We start from the raw sequence: 18,783 nt of genomic DNA, 5'->3' as shown, positions 1-18,783 counted from the left end.
AGCTTTGACCATTTGAAGGCTTGATTATGCAATTTTCCGAAAACTGGCTCCGTACCATGGTCGATCCGAAGATGACTTCGGACGAACTGGCCCATCTGCTGACCATGTCCGGTCTCGAAGTCGAGGACGTCGATCCCGTCGCGCCCCCGTTCTCGAACGTGGTGGTGGGCCTGGTCCTGGAGATGGAGAAACATCCGAACGCGGACCGCCTGAACGTGTGCCAGGTCGATGTGGGCACGGGCACCATGCTCAACATCGTCTGCGGCGCGCCGAACGTGCGCCCGGGCTTGAAAGTCGTGTGCGCCATGGCCGGCGCCGTGCTGCCGCCGGGCGCCGATGGCAAGCCGTTTGAAATCAAGGTGGGCCAGCTGCGCGGCGTCGAGTCGCAAGGCATGCTGTGCTCCGCGCGCGAATTGAAATTGTCGGAAGAAAACGCCGGCTTGATGGAATTGCCGGACGACGCGCCCATCGGCCAGAATTTCCGCGATTACTTTGCCTTGAACGACTTGAAATTCACCATCAAGTTGACGCCGAACAAGGCGGACTGCCTGTCCGTGCTGGGCGTGGCGCGCGAAGTGTCGGCCTTGACGGGCGTGCCCCTGAATGCGCCGCAATTTGGCACCGTGCCCGTCACCAGCGATGAAATCCTGCCCGTCAAAGTGAGCGCGCCGGACCTGTGCGGCCGTTTCACGGGCCGCGTCATCCGCGGCCTGAACGCCAAGGCAGCCACGCCGGACTGGATGAAGCAGCGCCTCGAGCGCAGCGGCCAGCGTCCGCTGTCGGCCCTGGTCGACATTTCCAACTATGTCATGCTGGAACTGGGCCGTCCCAGCCACGTGTTCGACCTGGCGAAGATCCACGGTAGCCTCGACGTGCGTTGGGGCAAGGCGGGCGAATCCGTCAAGCTGTTGAACGGCAACACCGTCGCCGTCGACGAGTGGATCGGCGTCATTGCCGATGAGCAGGAAATCGAATCCTTGGCCGGCATCATGGGCGGCGACGCCAGTTCCGTGTCGGACGATACGGACAGCATCTACCTGGAAGCGGCTTTCTGGTGGCCGAACGCGATCCAGGGCCGCGCGCGCCGTTTGAATTTCTCCACCGATGCGGCGCACCGCTTCGAGCGCGGTGTCGACTTCGCCACCACCGTCGAGCACATCGAGCGTATCACGGCCCTGATCGTGGAAATCTGCGGCACGCCAGCCACCACCGTCGGCCCCGTCGACGACCACGTGGTGAACCTGCCGCAACGCCAGCCCGTGACCATACGCACGGCGCGCGCGCAAAAAGTCATCGGCGTGCCCCTCAACGATGAGCTGATCGCCGACATCTTCACGCGCCTGGCGCTGCCGTTCACCCTGGCGGACGGCGTGTTTTCCGTGACGTCGCCCAGCTACCGTTTCGACATCGAGATCGAGGAAGACTTGATCGAGGAAGTGGCGCGCGTGTACGGCTTTGAAAACATCCCGACCCTGCCGCCCGTGGCAGCGAACGTGATGCAGATTGCACCAGAAAATACCCGCTCCTTGTTTGCGGTACGTCATGTGCTGGCCGACCTGGGATTCCAGGAAGTGGTTAACATGAGCTTTGTCGATATGGCATGGGAGCGCGATTTCTCGGGCAACACGCAGCCGATCAAATTGCAGAACCCGATCGCCAGCCAGATGAGCGTGATGCGTTCCTCGCTGATTGGCAGCCTGATCGCCAACGTGCGCTACAACCTGAACCGCAAGACGAACCGCGTGCGCATCTTCGAAGTGGGCGCCATCTACCAGCGCGACGACAGCGTGGAAAACGGCCCCCTGTCGGTAGCCGGCTACGCCCAGCCGAAACGCGTGGCGGCCATGGCCTACGGCGCCGTGGCGGAAGAGCAGTGGGGCCAGCCGTCCCGCACCGTCGATTTCTTCGACGTGAAGGCGGACCTGGAAGCGCTGTTCGCGCCGCTGGTCCTGCGTTTCAGCAAGGCGGAGCATCCGGCCCTGCATCCGGGCCGTTCGGCCAACGTGGAACTCGATGGCAAGGTCATCGGTTTCATCGGCGAATTGCACCCGCGCTGGATGCAGAAGTATGACTTGCCGCTGGCGCCCGTGGTGTTTGAAGTCGATGCCGCGGCCCTGACGCAACGCAAGGTGCCCGTGTACCAGGAAATCTCGAAATTCCCTGGCGCCAGCCGCGACCTGGCCGTGGTCGTCAAGCAATCGGTGGCCGTGCAGGATGTGCTCGACAGCTTCCACGCCGCCGCCAAGGCTAGCGCGGCAGCACGTATCGTGCAAGCCATTGTTTTATTTGATGAATATCGTGGAAAAGGGCTGGAAGCGGATGAAAAAAGCCTTGCTTTCCGGATTAGCTTGCAAGATACTCAAAACACCCTGCAAGACGATGTCGTCGATGGCCTGATGGCTGTCCTGATCGATGCCGCGAAGCAGGGCCACGACGCGAAACTGCGTTCGTAATTACCGGACTGGCCGTCGCCTTGGGTGACGGCCTTTCCGTCGTCAACCGTAGACGGGCCTGCCATGTGGCGGGTTCGGGCGCACAGAAAAGGCAGGGCAGGAAAATTAATAATAGCGACGTTGATTCCGCCGTACTGCAATCCGCACTGGCCGCCGATCTGCATCGGGCCATGCTGGTTGCCAAGGTGCGCCAGGAAGCGGAAAAAGATCTACCCACCTTGACCAAGGCGGAACTGGCCGAACTGCTGTTCGAACAGGTGGGACTGAACAAGCGCGAAGCAAAAGATATGGTCGAGACCTTTTTCGACGAGATCCGCAATGCGCTCGAGCGGGGCGAGGCCGTGAAATTGTCGGGCTTCGGCAACTTCCAGCTGCGCGACAAGCCGCAGCGGCCGGGCCGCAACCCGAAGACTGGCGAAGAGATTCCCATCACGGCACGCCGTGTCGTGACCTTTCATGCCAGCCAGAAGCTGAAGAGCATGGTCGAAGAGACCAGTCCGCTGGCCCGTGCTGCCTGAGTGAGTGGCGATGAACGAGCGCATCAGTAAAACCGAGTTGATCGCCTTGCCGCCCATTCCGGCGAAACGCTATTTCACGATCGGCGAGGTGAGCGAGCTGTGCGGCGTCAAACCGCATGTATTGCGCTACTGGGAGCAGGAGTTTTCCCAGCTCAAGCCGGTCAAGCGGCGCGGCAACCGCCGTTACTACCAGCACCACGAAGTGCTGCTGATACGGCGCATCCGCGAACTGCTGTATGAACAGGGTTTCACCATCAGCGGCGCGCGCAACAAGCTCGACAGCCGTGGTGCAGCGCATGCCGTCATCGACGATGTGCCGCTGTTGCCTGCCGCGCCAGTGCCGCCACAGGAAGCGCCGCTGGACCGCCGGTGGATACGCAATGAATTAATTGCGATTTTGAACTTGCTAAAATAAGATTTGTACCAATATAGGCCGGGTTGTGCGATACCGGCAGATTATACTGGGTGCTTGCAGCGCCGCTAACGTACGGCGCGCCGCATTTTGAATATAATGTTAATGTTGCGTTTTTGTTAGTAACGCTGAACCGGAGCAGCGTTCAGGTTCCGGTAGTCTTTCCCAGGCCAGGAAAATTTAAGGGGAAACAATGATACGCGTTGCCATTTGTGATGATCACCAAATAGTACGAGCTGGATTCAAACAGATTTTTTCGTCGTCAGGCGATTTCAGTGTCGTGGCGGAAGCCGGCACGGGGCGCGAGGCGCTCGATATCGCCCGCCGCGAGATATGCGACGTGCTGTTGCTCGATATCGCCATGCCCGACCAGAGCGGCATCGATACCTTGCGCACGATCCGCCAGGGCCAGCCGGAATTGCCCGTGCTGATCCTCAGCGGCTATCCTGCACAGCAATATGCGCTGAACCTGTTCAAGATGGGCGCCAATGGCTACCTGAACAAGGAATGCGAGGCGGACGAGCTGATGACGGCCGTGCGCACCGTGTTCCAGGGCCGCCGCTATGTCAGCTCCACCGTGGGCGAATTGTTGGCCCAGTCCTTCGACCGCGATACGAATGCCGCGCTGCATACGGAATTGTCGGACCGTGAGTTCCAGGTCTTCCTGCGCCTGGCGCGGGGCGCCACCGTGTCCGATATCGGCGTCGCCTTGTCGCTGAGCATCAAGACGGTGAGTACCTACCGTACGCGCATCATGGAAAAAATGGGCTTGCAATCCAACAGCGACTTGACCTATTACGCAATGAAAAACAATTTGCTTGACTAGCGCGGCGGTGCGATCATGGATTCATGATCGCCAGGCATGCCAGCCAGGCACAACTTGATGTTGTGCAGTGCAGCAGTTTGTGGCGAGGATTATAATTGGCCGGCGCCGGCGCTTTCTCCCGCGCCGAACCTTGCTAAGGATGCACATCAGGATGTATTTCACCGTTGAACCGGCCCCGAATCACCGCCTGCCCCTGTACAAGACGATACTGTGCATTGTTTGCGCCTTGCTGCTTGTACTCAATGGTTTCAGTCTCTTCCATAATCTGCAGTCGCTGAAGGGCACGAATGCCTTGCTCAGCCAGAGCGCCCGCGTGGCCGACCGCCTGCAATATCTGAACGTGCTCGTGCTCGATGCGGAAAGCAGCTTGCGCGGCTATTTCATTTCCGGCTCGGAAACCTACCTGGGACCGTCGAAAACGGCGGCCACGGAAATCGAGAATGAATTCAATGAGCTGCAGACCTTGCTGGCAGGCAGCCCCACGCAGCTGAAGAACCTGGCCCAGCTGAAAACCTTGATTCGCCGAAAGATGTCGATGTTGCAACAGTCGATCGAGGTCTACAAGCAGGGCGGGCTGGCAGAGATCGTCAATATCTCGCGCGTCACCGATGACCGCGCCACCATGGACGAGATCCGCCTGCAGGTGGTCATCATGACACGCGAACAGAATGAAGCGCTGTCGTCCGGCAGCGCCGCCTTTTACCACGAGTACCAGAAGGCCGTGCTGTTGGGCATCGGCATCAATGCGCTGGCCATCCTCGTGCTGATCATGTTTTACCAGCTGGTGCGGCGCAGCTTCCAGAACCGCGCGGCCGTCGAGTATGCCTTGCAAAATGCCAACGACACACTGGAATCGACGGTGACCAAGCGTACGGAGCAGCTATCCGTGCTGTCGCGGCATTTGATCAGCGTCAATGAAGTGGAGAAGGCGCGCCTGGCGCGCGAGCTGCACGACGAGCTGGGCGCCAACCTGACGTCCATCAGCATGGACCTGGGCGCGGTCACGCAGCAGCTGGCGCACGCACAGCCTGAACTGGCCGCGCAATTGCGCCGCGCCAAGGCGACCCTGCTGGAAACGGTGGAGTTGAAGCGGCGCATCGTCGAGGACCTGCGCCCCAGCTTGCTGGACAACCTGGGCCTGTGCGCCGCCATCGAAAGCTATTGCGAGGATTTTACGCGCATGAGTTCCGTGCGTTGCGATACGGACGTGGCCATCAATATCGACAACCGCGAAGCGACCCTGACGATTGCCCTGTTCCGCATCGTGCAGGAGTCGCTGACCAATATCCTGAAATATGCGCGCGCCGGCATGGTCAGCGTCACCCTGAAGCGCAACGAGCACGGCCTCGTGCTGCGCGTCATCGACGACGGCATCGGCATCACGGAAGAGGCGCTGCAAAAGCCTATGTCGCACGGCTTGCTGGGCATGCGCGAGCGGGCCCTGTTGCTGGGCGGCACCCTTACCGTGCGCCAGGGACCGGATGGCAAGGGTACGTGCGTGGAAGCCGTGATTCCCTTGCCGCTGACACCGGAGCCGGAAGAACTCGACGAAGACGCCAGCGTTTGAGTCGTGACGGGCAAAAAAATGGCCGGGCATGCAGCCCGGCCATTTTTTTATCCATGCCGCCCGGTCAGGGGCGGTCCCGCATCAGCAGCGCGACACGTCGCGCAGCAAACGGTCGTATTCCGTCTTGGCGACCTTGTAGCACTCGCCCGCGTAGCACTCGAGGCCGGCGCGGTCCAGTACCGTGATGTTGCCGCGGCGATAATGGATCAAGCCTTCTTCCTGCAGCTTGCCGGCGGCGGCCGTGATGCTTTCGCGGCGCACGCCCAGCATGATGGAGATCAGCTCCTGCGTCACTTTCAATTCGTTCGATGGCGAACGGTCCAGGCGGTCCAGCAGCCAGCGGCACAGTTTTTGCTCGATCGAGCTGTGGCGGCCGCCGACGGCGTTCTGCGCCATCTGGGCGAACAGGGCATTCGTGTAGCGCATCAGCAGCTGGGGCAGGGCGCCGCCTTGATTAAAGGCATCGCGCAGGCTTTGCGTCTTCAGGCGGTAGCCGTAGCCGGCGCTTTGCACGACGGCTGTGCACATGGCCCGTTCGCCTGCCAGCAGCGAGGCACCGGCCACGCCTTCATGGCCGACGACGGCGATTTCCGTCGTGGCGCCGTCTTCCATGACGTACAGCAGCGAAATGATGGCGGTGGTGGGGAAGTAGCTGTATTCCAGGTTGTTACCGTAGGCATACAGTTCCTTGCCGAAGGGCAGTTCCACCAGTTCCAGGTCCTGGAACAGCGATTCGAGCGCGGCGCGCGGCAAGGCGCCCAGCAATTCATTCTGTTGAGCACTACTGAGGCTGACCCGGGACGCAAGCTTGATCTCCCGGCCCGCCGCCGGCATGGCGCGTGGCAGCAACTGGTTCTTCTGGACCGGGGTGCTAAGTTGAGTATGGTTCATAGTATTCCTCGCAGGCTTTTTTACATCGGAGTGCGACTGCTGCGTTGCTGGCCGGAGCTGACGCCATCTCCATCGGTGAAGGGAGGCAACAGCGTTTTTTCCGGCCGCGCGGTGCAGATCGCGATGTAGCTACTTTAAAAGCTTATGTAAGTGGCGAACATAAGATTAGCAGTCGCCGCTTTGTAGTCTCTTTTGAGGTGGAATTGTAGTCCTTGTCCTACATGAGCACGGTTGCCTGTCAAGCCTTGCGCCGTTCCCCGCGATTTTGTGATATTACGCGCGGTTTATTGGCGCTCCACAGGCCTGCCGGACGCACGCTGGGCAGGCTGTCGCGCGCCGCCGGCGCCGCTGCCTGGCGCATGGCGGCGGCCCCATTGTCGCCCAGGCGGAAGCGGCTGACGGCCTGCGTCAGCGCCTCGCCTTCCTCGTGCAGGCGCAGCGAGCCGGCGCGGGCTTCGTCGACGAGGCCCGCGTTCTGGCGCGTCATGTCGTCGATCTGCGCCAGCGCCACGTTGATCTGCGCAATCTCGCCATTCTGCTCGGCGCCGGCGCTGCTGATGCGCCCGATGACCACGGCCACCTGCTGCACCGCGTCGACGACTTGCCGCATGGTGCTGCCCGCTGCGTTGACCAGGTCGCCGCCGGCGTCCACCGTGGCCACGGAATCGCCGATCAGGCGCTTGATCTGCTGCGCCGCTTCGCTGGAGCGCTGCGCCAGGCTGCGCACCTCGGCCGCCACGACGGCAAAGCCGCGCCCCTGTTCCCCCGCGCGCGCCGCTTCCACTGCCGCGTTCAGGGCCAGGATATTCGTCTGGAAGGCGATGCCGTTGATGACGCCGATGATGTCGACGATCTTGTGCGAGCTGGCCTTGATCGAGGCCATGGTCTCGACCACGGCGCTGACGGTTTCGCCGCCGCGCAGGGCCACTTCGGCGGCCGACGCCACCAGGGTGCGTCCCTGTCCTACGTGGGCTTCGTTGCGGCCCACGGTGGCCGTCAGCTCGCGCATGGAGTCCACGGTGGCGCCCAGCGCCTCCGACTGCGTGGCCGTATGGCCGGACAGGGCCGCGTTGCCCTGCGCGATATCGGCGCCGGCCGCCGCGATGACGGCTGCGCCGCCGCGGATTTCCTGCACCAGCGTGGCCAGGCCATGCGTCATGGCGCCAAAGTCGCGCACCAGGTCGCCGATCTCGTCGTGCGCCTGCGAGGTGATGCGCTGCGACAGGTCGCCCGCCGCCGCCGCGGCCACGGCCGTGCGCAACTGTCCTACATCGCGCGCAAAGGCGGCATAGAAGCCCGCGCACAGGTAGGCGGCGGCCAGCAGCACCAGCAGCATGGCGGCCAGGATCAGGGCGCGGCGCGCCTCGTCGCGCGCGATGCGCTCCCGCAGCAAGCCGTCCAGGGCATTGGCCGAGGCGCCGGCGAGCGCGTGCAGGGCATCGATGGCCTGCATGCCGGCCGCGTGGAATTGCGCGCCCGACGTCTGGTCGTAGGAGTTCGTCACTTCATTCTTCGTGCGTTCGAGGAAGGCCAGCGCGGCCGGCACGGCTTTCAGGGCTGGCTGCAGGCTGGCGGCCAGTTCCGGCTTGGCGGCGATGATTTCCGCATAGCGGGCCGGCAGGCGTTCCAGTTCGTGGCGCGCGATCAGCGCCGTGGCGTTGACCAGCTGGTCTTCATTGGCCTCGAACAGGCCCGTGTCGATGTAGGCGGCGCCGCGCCCGGCGATGTCGGCCAGGCTCTCGGCCAGGTCGGGCAGGGTGGCGGTAAACACGGCGCTCAGGTGGTTGGCGCCCGCATCCGGGTCCAGGCTCAGGTGCGAGCGGTCGGCCACCAGCTGGCCCAGCTTGCCCGCCTGGCGCAGCAGCGCCGTGTGCGCCGCGTAGCTGTCGCGCGCCGCCAGGCCCGCCTGCCGGCCCAGCAAGGCTTGCCACTGCTTGTTCAGTTCGGCCGCCTGCGGCAGGCCCGCGCCGGCCGGCAGGCGCGCCAGGGCGGCCAGAGAAGCCGTGATGCGCGGCGCCAGGGCCGCGTTGTCCATGCCCGCCTTGCCGCTCAGGCGCAAGTGTTCCAGGCCGCGCCGCTGCTGCAGCAGGCGCGTGGCCTCCTGCAACTGGCGCACATAGGCCACGCCCCGCTGCGCATCCTGCGCCTGCGCCAGCGACTTGCCCAGTTCCGAGATCAGCAGGGTGGTCGCCAGCGCCAGCGGCAGCAGGAAGACGAGGCAGACGAGCATGAACTTGGGCAGCAGGCGCAGGCGCTGCATGAGGCGGATGGCGGGGGTGAGGAGGATTTTCATCGGATTTCCAGGGTAGGGTGGCAACATTTCTGCAGCGCAATGTTGCCTGCGGATTGTGACCCCTTGATGAAGTGGCGGGTACGCAGGGCCGATTTTGCCGTCCGCCAGAGTGAAGCAGTTCACACGGAAGGCCGATCCTTCTGTAAAATCGAGGGTTTTTTGCGAGGGCCATATTATGGTCACCAATATGGCCAACGAGAACGACAGCAACACCCCCGATTCCACCGACAGCGCGGACAACGCCGCGGCATCCGTCAGCAGCAAGGCGCCGGCCGTGATCGCGCGCGAAGTGCAGCGCCGCCGCACCTTCGGCATCATTTCCCACCCGGATGCGGGCAAGACCACCTTGACGGAAAAGCTGCTGCTGTTCTCGGGCGCGATCCAGATGGCCGGTACCGTCAAGGCCCGCAAATCGGGCCGCCACGCGACGTCGGACTGGATGGAGATCGAGAAGCAGCGCGGCATTTCCGTCGCCTCCTCGGTGATGCAGTTCGAATTCCGCGACCACGTCGTCAACCTGCTCGACACCCCGGGCCACCAGGACTTCTCGGAAGATACCTACCGCGTGCTGACGGCCGTCGACTCGGCGCTGATGGTGATCGATGCGGCCAAGGGCGTGGAAGCGCAGACGATCAAGCTGCTGGCCGTCTGCCGCATGCGCAATACGCCCATCGTCACCTTCATGAACAAGATGGACCGCGAGACGCGCGATCCGCTGGAACTGCTCGACGAACTCGAATCGGTGCTGAAGATCCAGTGCGCGCCCGTCACCTGGCCGATCGGCATGGGCAAGAACTTCCGCGGCGTGTACCACCTGCTGAACGACGAGATCATGCTGTTCAAGGCCGGCGAGGAAAAGGCCGACGGCGCCTTTGAAATCATCAAGGGCATCGACAATCCGCGCCTGCAGGAGATGTTCCCGCTGGAGATGGATCAATTGCGCATGGAAGTGGAGCTGGTGCACGGCGCCTCGCATCCGTTCAACCTGGAGGAATTCCTCTCCGGCGTGCAGACGCCCGTGTTCTTCGGCTCGGCCATCAACAACTTCGGCGTGCGCGAGATCCTCTCCGCGCTGGTCGACTGGGCGCCGGCGCCGCGCGAGCGCGACGCCACCGTGCGTTCCGTCGATCCGACCGAGCAGCCGTTCACCGGCTTCGTCTTCAAGATCCAGGCCAACATGGACCCGGCCCACCGCGACCGCATCGCCTTCCTGCGCGTGTGCTCGGGACGTTTCGAGCGCGGCATGAAGGTCAAGCACCTGCGCCTGGGGCGCGAGATCAAGGTGTCGAACGTGGTGACGTTCATGGCGTCGTCGCGCGAACAGGTGGAAGAGGCGTACGCCGGCGACATCATCGGCTTGCCAAACCATGGCAACATGCAGATCGGCGACAGTTTTTCCGAAGGCGAGATGCTGACGTTTACGGGCATCCCGTACTTCGCGCCGGACTTCTTCCGCTCGGTGCGCATCCGTAATCCCTTGAAAATCAAGCAGTTGCACAAGGGCTTGCAGCAGCTGGGCGAAGAGGGCGCGGTACAGGTCTTCAAGCCCGTGCAGGGCGGCGAACTGGTGCTGGGCGCCGTCGGCGTGCTGCAGTTCGAGGTGGTCGCCAGCCGCCTGCTCAACGAATACGGCGTCGATGCCGTCTTCGAAGGCACCAGCATCAGCAGCGCGCGCTGGGTCAGCTGCGACGACAAGCGCATCCTGCAGGATTTCGAGAACGCGCTGGGCCACAACGTGGCCTACGATGCGGCCGGCAACATGGCCTACCTGGCCACGTCCGGCGTCAACCTGCGCCTGACGGAAGAGCGCTGGCCGAAGCTGAAGTTCCACGCCACGCGCGAGCATTCGGCGAAACTGGCTTGATGGACATGCACTAGGTGCGAGGGAGGGCGGAACCGGCGGTTCTGCCCTTTTTTTTACACCGGCAGGATCGTGCGCGTGCTCCAGTCGCGCCGCTCCAGCAGCAGCGCCGTCAGCTGCGCCGCGGTCATGGGGCGGGCGAAGAAGAAACCCTGCACGTTGTCGCAGCCCGCTTTGCGTAAGAATTCCACCTGCTGCAGCGTTTCCACGCCTTCGGCCACCACTTTCAGATGCAGGCTGTGCGCCATGGCGATGATGGCCGTGACGATGGCCTCGCCCTCGCCGGGCAGGTCGTGCACGAAGCTGCGGTCGATCTTCAGCTGGTCGATGGGCAGGCGCTTCAGGTAGGACATCGAGGAATAGCCGGTGCCGAAATCGTCGATCGACAGGTGGATGCCCGTGTCCTGCAGGCGCCGCATCAGTTCCACGTTGGCGTGGACATTGTCCATCAGGACCCCTTCCGTGATTTCCAGCTCCAGCAAGCCATGCGGCAGCTGCGTTTCGTGCAGGATGGCGTGGATGTCGTCCATCAGGCCCGGGTCGCGCGCCTGGCAGGCCGACAGGTTGACGGCCACGTGCTCCAGCGAGTCGAGCAGGCCCGCCTTGCACCAGCTGGCCGCCTGGCGGCAAGCGCTTTGCAGCACCCAGCGCCCCAGGTCGACGATGATGCCGCTTTCCTCGGCCACGGGGATGAATTCGGCGGGGCTCAGCTGCCCCATCTCGCGGCAGTGCCAGCGGATCAGCGCTTCCACGCCGACGATGCGGCCGCTGCGCAAGTCGATCTGCGGCTGGTAGTGCAGATACAGTTCCCCGTTCTGCAGCGCGCGGCGCAAATTGGCCTCCATGCGCAGGCGGCGCTGGGCGCGCAGCTCCATCTCGGACTGGAACACGGCGTAGCGGTTCTTGCCCTGGTGCTTGGCGTGGTACATGGCCGTATCGGCATTGCGCGTCAGGGTGGCCACGTCGTGCGCGTCGAACGGATACAGGCTCACGCCGATGCTGGCGCTGACGTACAGCTGGTGGCCTTCGAGGGCGAACGGCTCGGCCAGCACGGCGAGGATCTTGCGTGCCACGCTGGCCATTTCCGAGGCGTCGTCGGCCGGTTCGACGATGACGACGAATTCGTCGCCGCCGATGCGGCAGATGATGTCGGTGGTGCGCAGGATGGCCACCAGGCGCTCGGACACCAGTTTCAGCAGCTGGTCGCCGCAGTGGTGGCCCAGCGTGTCGTTGACCACCTTGAAATTGTCCAGGTCCAGCAGCAGCAAGCCCACGCTGCTGTCCTGGCGGTCGGCGCGCGCCAGCGCGTAGGCCAGCGCATCGTTGAACTCATGCCGGTTTGGCAACTGCGTGACGGGATCGACGTGGGCCAGGTAGTGCAAGTGGTTTTCCGCCTGCTGGGCGGCGAGGCGCGTGCGGCGCACCAGCAGGGCCGTCAGGCCGAAGGCGCACAGGCTGACGAGTAGGGTGAAGGCGGCGAAGTGCGCCAGGCTGCGGTATTGCTGCGCCAGGCTGGTGCGCAGGAGCAGCGCGCCCCCGCCAGGCAGGGGCTGGACGAAAGTAGCGTTGCCGGTCAGAAAATCTACCTGCATGCCCGCGTGCGGCGCGGCGGGCGCGGCACCGGCAGCGCTGCGCGCATAGCGGGCAAATGGCTGGCCTCCCGGCTGGTACAGCAGCGCCTGCTCAATGTGGGGGGCGGCGGCAAGGGCAGCCAGCGTTTGCTCTGCGGCAAGCAGATTGTCCTGGCGCAAGGCCAAGGTGGCTGCCGGGGCCAGCATGCCGGCCTGTATCTGCAGGTTGCGCTGCAGCGATGCTTGCAAGAAAAACCATTGGAACAGCACCAGCAGCAGGCTGGCGGCCGCCAGCATGGCCGCCGCGGCCAGCAGGTTCAGCCTGGCTACCTTGTCCCCGCGCAACTGTGCCGAGGGCAGCATCAACGGCGCCATCATGGCGCCCTTCCTTGCCGGCCCCGCCTGCCGCCGCCCCGTGTCATCCCGCCTAGCCCTGCCATACTTTACGTTCCAGTCTGATGAAAACCGATGTGAGCCGGAACTCTCAACGTTGTGTTAAGGCCGACATATTGTCATTTTGCAGCGTGAAAGTACAGGGGATGCAGCCATGCGCGTGCCACGGCGTCCGGATGGCCGGCAACACAACCACGGTTGCCGGAAAAAACGGCGGCGCCAGCCTGCGGTACGGACGTGTCTTTCTAATAATAATTCATCCTGATTTTAATCCTTTTTTTGGCAGCATGTTTTTCCCCCTCAAAAATATGCTCACCGTAAATACAATGCCGCATGGAATATCTCGCCCCGCCCTGCGGGAATGTGCGGGCATTGCCGCATTTTTTGGCGGAGATAAATATTACATTGCAAGTCATTGATTTTTATAAATTTTAATGGGGAATGTGCAAACGCTATGGCCTTGCTCCGCGAGTTCGTCCATAATCCGCTGATGATGGACGTCCTGATGCTGTTTGTTTTGTCTGTTGCGGCCAAGTCAGCTGCCGCCAGCAAAACCGGACGCCGCCCTAATGATCAATAGTGAGGATATCTTGGAAAAAATACCAAAAATTATTTTGTCGTCACAAGACCTGGAACGACTGGAAGCGTTGTTGTATGCCTTGGGAAATAATCTGTCGCCGGACAAGGCCGCTTTGCTCGATGAGCTGGGCCGCGCCGAGGTGCTGGAACCGCAGGAGATTCCACCGACCGTCGTGACGATGAATTCCACCGTGCGCTTCACGGTGGAAAACAAGGAAGAGTTTTGCCTGACGCTCGTGTATCCGAAGGACGTGGAAGGCCATGCCGACCGCATTTCCGTGCTGGCCCCGGTCGGCAGCGCGCTGCTGGGCTTGTCCGTGGGCGACAGCATCGCCTGGCCCATGCCCGGCGGCGTGGTGAAAGTGAAGATCGAGGAAATCGTTTATCAGCCTGAACGGGCCGGCGAATACCACCGCTAAGCAGTGATGGCGGACGGCGCCTGCCGTTCGCCTGCCAGGCCGTGTTGCCAATAGTCAACTATTGCGTTGCACGCGCACCACCAGCCATCCGGCCACGACTGTAAACGTGACGATGATGGCGACGATGATCCAGAAGCCCTGCGGATGCTGGGCCAGCGGAATCCCCCCCACGTTCATGCCCAGCATGCCGGCGATGATATTGATCGGCAAGGCCAGCACCGTGACGATGGTCAGCACGAACAGGCTGCGGCTGTTTTCCTCGTTGACCCTGGCGGCAATCTCTTCCTGCAGCAGCTTGATGCGTTCCTGCAGGGACGACATATCGCTGAGCACCACCGAAAATTCCTCCGTCGACTGGCGCAGTTCCAGGCTGTCGAGCTCCGATACCCAGGAAGGCGGGCGCTGCAGCAGGCGGAACAGGGCCGCCGGTTCCGGCGCCAGCAGGCGCTGCAGCCGTACCAGCACGCGGCGCATGGCGCCCAGGTCCTCGCGCTTCGGCACCAGGCGCCCGGCCAGCAAGTGATCCTCGATATCGTCGACCCGCGCCACGGCGTCGCGCACGATGTTGACCAGCACGTCGGCCTGGTCGCGCAGCAGGTGAATCAGCAGTTCCACCGACGAGCGGATCGGCTCGTGGTTCTTGATGACGGCCTGGCGCAGGCGCTCGATCGATTGCAGCGGCGCGCGCCGCGCCGTGATGACGAGGTTTTGCGCCACGCTGGCCCACATGGTGGAAATATCGGACGCTTCGAACGAAAAATTGTGCACCACATCGTTGACCACGGCGATCAGGGTGTTTTCCGCCTGTTCGATGCGCGTGGAGCGGGAACCCTGGTGCAGGGTTTCATAGAATTCGTCGGCCAGCTGCGTATGCGCCGTCAGCCATTTTTCGCTGGCCGCATGCGACAAATTGAAATGCAGCCAGACGAATTCGTGCGCCGGGTGGGCCGCGCCATCGGCCAGCCAGGCCAGGGCGGCAGAGGAGTCCAGCGCCAGCGGCTGCGCCGCGCGGCCAAACAGGAAGCCCCAGACGAGGCCCGAGGTGTCCGAACCGTAGGTAAAGCCGGCATTGTCCATCGCCATCGTGAATCTTTCTCGCGCAGTGTGATTGATCGTCGCGCGATTTTAATACACGGATGTGTCCGGAAAATGACAAGGCCACCGCGATGGGTGGCCTTGGCGGGGACTACAGCCGCGTATTAATTGCGATGGGGATTATCGGGACGGCGGTCGTCGCGGTTCGGGATGCCGTCGCCGTCGCGGTCATGGCGGTTGCCATTGTCGCGGTCATAGCGGTTGGGGATGCCGTCGCGGTCACGGTCGCCGTTCGGGCCCCGTGGCGACCAGCGGCCCTGCTCCATCTGCCAGCGGCCATCGCGCTGGTTCCAGGCGGGCGGCGCATACACATAGCCGGGACGTTCGGCGATCCACACGCCCGGGGTCCAGGCGTAGCGCTGGCTGCGCCATTCCCAGTGGCCGGGCGCCCAGATGTAGCCGTGGCGGGCGCGCGGGATGGCTTCGCGGCGCGGCGGCGGCGGGGCGATGCGGATCTCGTCATAGCGCACGGGCTGCACCTGCGCGGCGACCCAGCCGCCACGGTCCAGGCGCCAGCGGTTGTTCTCCTGTATCCAGGCGGCGCGGCGGTACTGGTTGCCGCCCCGTTCGCGCAGCCATTCGCCGCCTGTCCAGACGTGGCGCTGGCCGTTCCAGTTCCAGTAGCCGGGCGCCCAGACATAGCCGGCGCGCGGTGCGGGCACGCTTTCAAACCGTGGCGGAGGCGGGGCGTTGCCGACGACAATGCTGACGCCGAGCTGATTCTGTGCCATGGCGTGCACGGGCAGGAAGGCTGCGGTGCTGATGGCCAGCATGGCTGCTGCGTAGAGTGCGATGGGTTTCATGATGTGCTCCATTTCGGTGATTGCGTGAAATGGACTATAGGCGCTTGCGGGCGTGCTGATCGCCTTTGATTCAACTTATTACAATTGACACAATGCTGTGTGTCCGTGTATCCGCGGCAGATACAATGAGATGCAAATGGCGGCCTGGCGCGGCGGTCTTCAAACTGGCGCCAGGCGGCATAGGGTCAGCATGGACGGCTCACAGGGTGCTGGCGGTGGCGTTGCCCAGCAAGGCCTGGCGTTCCTCGATCAGCGAGATTTTCTTTTCCTGTTCCGTCAGGCGCTTGGCGCTGACGACGACGACGGGGATGGCGTTCGCCTGCGCCGTGGCGGCGGCCTTGGCGGTCGATGGCTGCATGAAGCTGGCGTAGCTGGCACCGCAGGCGATGGCGACGGCGACGGTGAAGATGGCTTCCATGTTTTTCAAGGCTTTCATGATGATTCCTTTCGGGTGGCGGGTGGCGATGTGTGTACTGTAGCTATGCGCATGCCGGCGCGCCATGCGCATGCGACCAGCCGTGGTTTTGGCGGGACGGCCTGCAAAAAAACGGCACTGAAATGCCGCTGCCCCGCTCCGGCGAGCCGACCGCTTGAATTGAGGCCTAAATAGCCCTGTATCCGGGCATATGAATGTAATTGCCGCATGGCATTATTTGACGCTGCACCATGCCGTGCCCATGCCGTGCGCGGCCAGTGCTGCGTCAGCTGTCCTGCTAGAATCGGCATGGCGGCACGCTCGCGTGCACAATCATTCTCATCAGGAGTCACACATGTTCCAATTGTTTGGTTTTGGCGGCGCCCGCTGTCCCCGTTGCGAGCACAGGAATGGCGCCGCCGCCAGCTACTGCGCGCAGTGCGGTCTGTCGCTGGGCGCGCCCGACAGCGATGCGGTGCTGCATGCCAACCAATGGCGCCTGGCCGACGAGCAGCTGGCCCTGTTCTTTGGCGTGCGCGAACTGTCTTCCCTGTTCGGCAGCGCCGCGCGCCGCCTGCAGGTGCCCGCCGAATCGCGTGCCTGGATCGTGCAGACGGATGCTTTCACCTTGATACCGCCCGGCGACTACGACAGCGCCGCCTTCTTTGCCCGCCTGCCGGCCCTGCTGCCGGCGCGTCCGGCCGAAGTGCTGATCGCCCGCGCCGATGCGCTCGGCCTCGAATTCGACTTGCCCGACCTGGCCAGCACGGAAATGCTCGGCGTCGCCGCTGCCCTGCGCATCGACGTCGCCCTGGGCCAGCCCGATGCGTTTGCGCGCCAGTTCATGCGCGCGCCGGGGGCCGTCACGCGCGCCCACCTGCACGCCTTGCTGCTGCCGTCCGTGCGCCAGATCGCGCTGGAATTCATCGGCAGCCGCGCGCTGCGCGAGATGGAGGCGCATGCCGACCTGCGTCCCGAATTGAACGAGCGCCTGCAGTCGGCGCTGATGCAGCGCCTGGCGCCGTCCGGCCTGGCCGTGGCGCGCGTGGAGACCCTCAGCCTGCGCCACGACAAGCGCGCAAGCGGTGCGGCAGAGAGCATCGGCACCCTTTGGCTGGGCGGCGTGCCGGCGCAGGAACTGGAACGGCACAGCCTGGAGCGCATGCAGCAGCTCGACCAGCTGTATGACGAGGAAGAGTGGCAGCGCATCCGCCGCGAGGAAATGGCGGCGCGCCACGCGCAGCGGCGCGCCGAGCTGCAGCAGGACGCCACGGTCGGGAAGGCCGAGCTGGGCCACCAGGAAGCGGAGCGCCTGCAGGCGCTGCGCGGGCGCCAGATCGACCTGTATGGCCGCATCCTGGAAGCGAAGTCGCGGCGCCAGGCGCTCGACCACGGCGCCGCGCTGGCGCTGGGCGAGCTGGAACAGGAACTGGCGCAGAAGGGCGCGCAGCGGGCCGACGAGGCTGCCAACTGGGAGCACGTGCGCGCGCTGGCCGCCATCAAGATGCGCAGCGAGCTGGAACTGTCGCAGCTGAACGGGCGCGAACAGATCCAGATGGCGCAGCAGCGCTTCACGCACCAGGTACATTTGCAGTCCATCGCGCAGCAGATCGAGAGCGCGCTGCTGATCGACGACGAGGCGGGCCGCCGCGCCCAGCTGGCGCGCCTGCGCCAGGCCGAGATGGAGGCGGCGCAGCGCGAGGCGCAGCTGGAAGCGGAACAGCACAAGGCCGCCTGGCAGGGCCTGATGCTGGCGAATGCGGCGCGCAAGCGCGAGGCGGAGCGGGTGCAGGAGTGGGAAGAGCAGATGCAGCTGGCGCGCCAGCGCGAACTGCTGCGCGCCGAGGCGCACAAGGACGAGGCGGCGCAGGTGCAGGCGGCGGAAATCGCCGAGAAGGTCGCGGCGCTGCGCCGCGGCGGCGCGCGCGAAGACGCCATCGCGCAGCAGGAAAAGCTGCTGCGCACCATCGAGGCAGACGGCGTGCACGCGCGCCAGCTGCAGCAGCAGGCGCACCTGGCGCAGCTCGACGCGCTGGCCGTCGAGGAACAGCGCCAGCAGCTGCGCCAGCTGGAACAGGAAGCGCAATGGCAGCGCGACTTGCTGGCCATGGCGCAGCAGCGCGAAAGCGATTACGCGCGCTGGAAGGGAGAATATGAAGCCTTGCTGGCGCAGCAGGCGCATGCGGCCGAACTGGCGCGCATCGACATCGACCGGATCGAGAAAATCGGCACCCTCAGCGACACGGGCAAGGTGGCCATGGCCCCCGGGCAGAACGCGGCCGCGCTGGCGCAGGTGCTCAGGGTGCAGCTGCAGGCGGGCATGAGCGCCGAGCAGATCCACGCCTTGGCGGCCCTGGCGGCGGCCGAGAACAGCATCGCGCCGCTGGAGGCCATGCGCATGGCGCAGGACAGCGTGGCGCAGGAGCGCGGCTACCTGGAAGGCCAGGCGGAGCGCGAACGGCGCCAGCAGCTGGACCTGATCAACCTGCAGAACGCGGCGCATGCGCATGGCCTGTCGGCGCAGGCGCAGGTGGGCGTGGCCGTGGCGCAGGCGCTGCAGCCGGCATTTGCAAGCGCCGCGCCGGCGCGCTGCAAGAACGGCCATGCGCTGCGCGCCGGGCATCCGGAAGACAAATTCTGCGCTGCTTGCGGCGTCCCCCTGCAGCCTTGATTGGGAAGCGTTTCGC

At 64.0% G+C, this 18,783-nt stretch carries 15 protein-coding genes; 9 read left to right on the top strand and 6 right to left on the bottom strand.

Going from position 1 to position 18,783, the window contains the following annotated elements; all coding sequences use genetic code 11:
• The first annotated feature begins 26 nt into the window (after window positions 1-26).
• From pheT to AC07VL_RS20675, 5 genes are all read left to right on the top strand, one after another.
• Window positions 27-2,453, top strand: a complete 2,427-nt coding sequence (gene pheT, locus AC07VL_RS20695; protein ID WP_494807500.1) for a phenylalanine--tRNA ligase subunit beta — start codon at window positions 27-29, stop codon at window positions 2,451-2,453.
• A gap of 170 nt (window positions 2,454-2,623) precedes the next feature.
• Window positions 2,624-2,971, top strand: a complete 348-nt coding sequence (locus AC07VL_RS20690) for an integration host factor subunit alpha (RefSeq protein ID WP_010399205.1) — start codon at window positions 2,624-2,626, stop codon at window positions 2,969-2,971.
• Window positions 2,972-2,981: 10 nt separating this feature from the next.
• Window positions 2,982-3,386, top strand: coding sequence for a MerR family transcriptional regulator (locus tag AC07VL_RS20685; RefSeq protein WP_494807499.1), 405 nt, complete (start codon window positions 2,982-2,984; stop codon window positions 3,384-3,386).
• 190 nt (window positions 3,387-3,576) lie between these two features.
• Window positions 3,577-4,209: a response regulator gene (locus tag AC07VL_RS20680; RefSeq protein WP_176384676.1), complete on the top strand. Its 633-nt coding sequence runs from the start codon at window positions 3,577-3,579 to the stop codon at window positions 4,207-4,209.
• A 151-nt stretch (window positions 4,210-4,360) separates the two neighbouring features.
• Complete coding sequence (locus AC07VL_RS20675; protein WP_494807498.1) at window positions 4,361-5,776, top strand: sensor histidine kinase; 1,416 nt, start codon at window positions 4,361-4,363, stop codon at window positions 5,774-5,776.
• An 81-nt stretch (window positions 5,777-5,857) separates the two neighbouring features.
• Here the strand turns inward: AC07VL_RS20675 and AC07VL_RS20670 are convergent, their stop codons facing one another.
• Window positions 5,858-6,667, bottom strand: coding sequence for a Crp/Fnr family transcriptional regulator (locus AC07VL_RS20670; protein WP_290606249.1), 810 nt, complete (start codon window positions 6,665-6,667; stop codon window positions 5,858-5,860).
• Window positions 6,668-6,905: 238 nt separating this feature from the next.
• Window positions 6,906-8,960, bottom strand: coding sequence for a methyl-accepting chemotaxis protein (locus tag AC07VL_RS20665; RefSeq protein ID WP_494807497.1), 2,055 nt, complete (start codon window positions 8,958-8,960; stop codon window positions 6,906-6,908).
• A gap of 175 nt (window positions 8,961-9,135) precedes the next feature.
• Between AC07VL_RS20665 and AC07VL_RS20660 the strand changes: the two genes are divergently transcribed.
• Window positions 9,136-10,824, top strand: a complete 1,689-nt coding sequence (locus AC07VL_RS20660) for a peptide chain release factor 3 (RefSeq protein ID WP_494807496.1) — start codon at window positions 9,136-9,138, stop codon at window positions 10,822-10,824.
• Window positions 10,825-10,877: 53 nt separating this feature from the next.
• Here AC07VL_RS20660 and AC07VL_RS20655 read toward each other — a convergent pair whose 3' ends face one another.
• Window positions 10,878-12,770 carry a putative bifunctional diguanylate cyclase/phosphodiesterase gene (locus AC07VL_RS20655; protein WP_494807495.1) on the bottom strand — a complete coding sequence of 631 codons (1,893 nt, stop codon included), beginning with the start codon at window positions 12,768-12,770 and terminating at the stop codon, window positions 10,878-10,880.
• Between the two features lie 191 nt (window positions 12,771-12,961).
• Between AC07VL_RS20655 and AC07VL_RS20650 the strand changes: the two genes are divergently transcribed.
• Window positions 12,962-13,204, top strand: a complete 243-nt coding sequence (locus AC07VL_RS20650; RefSeq protein WP_494807494.1) for a hypothetical protein — start codon at window positions 12,962-12,964, stop codon at window positions 13,202-13,204.
• 171 nt (window positions 13,205-13,375) lie between these two features.
• Window positions 13,376-13,783, top strand: a complete 408-nt coding sequence (gene rnk, locus AC07VL_RS20645; protein WP_494807493.1) for a nucleoside diphosphate kinase regulator — start codon at window positions 13,376-13,378, stop codon at window positions 13,781-13,783.
• 54 nt (window positions 13,784-13,837) lie between these two features.
• Here rnk and AC07VL_RS20640 read toward each other — a convergent pair whose 3' ends face one another.
• The 3 genes from AC07VL_RS20640 to AC07VL_RS20630 form a co-directional block, all read right to left on the bottom strand.
• Window positions 13,838-14,860 (bottom strand): transporter, encoded by a 1,023-nt coding sequence (locus AC07VL_RS20640; protein ID WP_494807559.1) that lies wholly within the window; start codon window positions 14,858-14,860, stop codon window positions 13,838-13,840.
• 122 nt (window positions 14,861-14,982) lie between these two features.
• Window positions 14,983-15,681, bottom strand: coding sequence for a YXWGXW repeat-containing protein (locus tag AC07VL_RS20635; RefSeq protein WP_494807492.1), 699 nt, complete (start codon window positions 15,679-15,681; stop codon window positions 14,983-14,985).
• Between the two features lie 199 nt (window positions 15,682-15,880).
• The gene (locus tag AC07VL_RS20630) at window positions 15,881-16,117 is read right to left on the bottom strand and encodes a hypothetical protein (RefSeq protein WP_494807491.1); all 237 of its coding nucleotides are present in this window, start codon (window positions 16,115-16,117) and stop codon (window positions 15,881-15,883) included.
• A 334-nt stretch (window positions 16,118-16,451) separates the two neighbouring features.
• Here AC07VL_RS20630 and AC07VL_RS20625 point away from each other — a divergent pair, with 334 nt between their 5' ends.
• The gene (locus AC07VL_RS20625) at window positions 16,452-18,767 is read left to right on the top strand and encodes a coiled-coil domain-containing protein (protein ID WP_494807490.1); all 2,316 of its coding nucleotides are present in this window, start codon (window positions 16,452-16,454) and stop codon (window positions 18,765-18,767) included.
• The last annotated feature ends 16 nt before the right edge of the window (window positions 18,768-18,783 follow it).

The organism is Janthinobacterium sp. GW821-FHT03C08 (assembly GCF_059420905.1).
This window is presented reverse-complemented; position numbering and strand designations above follow the sequence as displayed.

What these genes read in the sequence shown, in the direction of transcription:
- pheT (WP_494807500.1), top strand. Translation starts at nt 27, where the DNA reads ATGCAATTTTCCGAAAACTGGCTCCGTACCATGGTCGATCCGAAGATG.
- AC07VL_RS20690 (WP_010399205.1), top strand. Translation starts at nt 2,624, where the DNA reads ATGCTGGTTGCCAAGGTGCGCCAGGAAGCGGAAAAAGATCTACCCACC.
- AC07VL_RS20685 (WP_494807499.1), top strand. Translation starts at nt 2,982, where the DNA reads ATGAACGAGCGCATCAGTAAAACCGAGTTGATCGCCTTGCCGCCCATT.
- AC07VL_RS20680 (WP_176384676.1), top strand. Translation starts at nt 3,577, where the DNA reads ATGATACGCGTTGCCATTTGTGATGATCACCAAATAGTACGAGCTGGA.
- AC07VL_RS20675 (WP_494807498.1), top strand. Translation starts at nt 4,361, where the DNA reads ATGTATTTCACCGTTGAACCGGCCCCGAATCACCGCCTGCCCCTGTAC.
- AC07VL_RS20670 (WP_290606249.1), bottom strand. Translation starts at nt 6,667, where the DNA reads ATGAACCATACTCAACTTAGCACCCCGGTCCAGAAGAACCAGTTGCTG.
- AC07VL_RS20665 (WP_494807497.1), bottom strand. Translation starts at nt 8,960, where the DNA reads ATGAAAATCCTCCTCACCCCCGCCATCCGCCTCATGCAGCGCCTGCGC.
- AC07VL_RS20660 (WP_494807496.1), top strand. Translation starts at nt 9,136, where the DNA reads ATGGTCACCAATATGGCCAACGAGAACGACAGCAACACCCCCGATTCC.
- AC07VL_RS20655 (WP_494807495.1), bottom strand. Translation starts at nt 12,770, where the DNA reads ATGATGGCGCCGTTGATGCTGCCCTCGGCACAGTTGCGCGGGGACAAG.
- AC07VL_RS20650 (WP_494807494.1), top strand. Translation starts at nt 12,962, where the DNA reads ATGGCCGGCAACACAACCACGGTTGCCGGAAAAAACGGCGGCGCCAGC.
- AC07VL_RS20640 (WP_494807559.1), bottom strand. Translation starts at nt 14,860, where the DNA reads ATGGACAATGCCGGCTTTACCTACGGTTCGGACACCTCGGGCCTCGTC.
- AC07VL_RS20635 (WP_494807492.1), bottom strand. Translation starts at nt 15,681, where the DNA reads ATGAAACCCATCGCACTCTACGCAGCAGCCATGCTGGCCATCAGCACC.
- AC07VL_RS20630 (WP_494807491.1), bottom strand. Translation starts at nt 16,117, where the DNA reads ATGAAAGCCTTGAAAAACATGGAAGCCATCTTCACCGTCGCCGTCGCC.
- AC07VL_RS20625 (WP_494807490.1), top strand. Translation starts at nt 16,452, where the DNA reads ATGTTCCAATTGTTTGGTTTTGGCGGCGCCCGCTGTCCCCGTTGCGAG.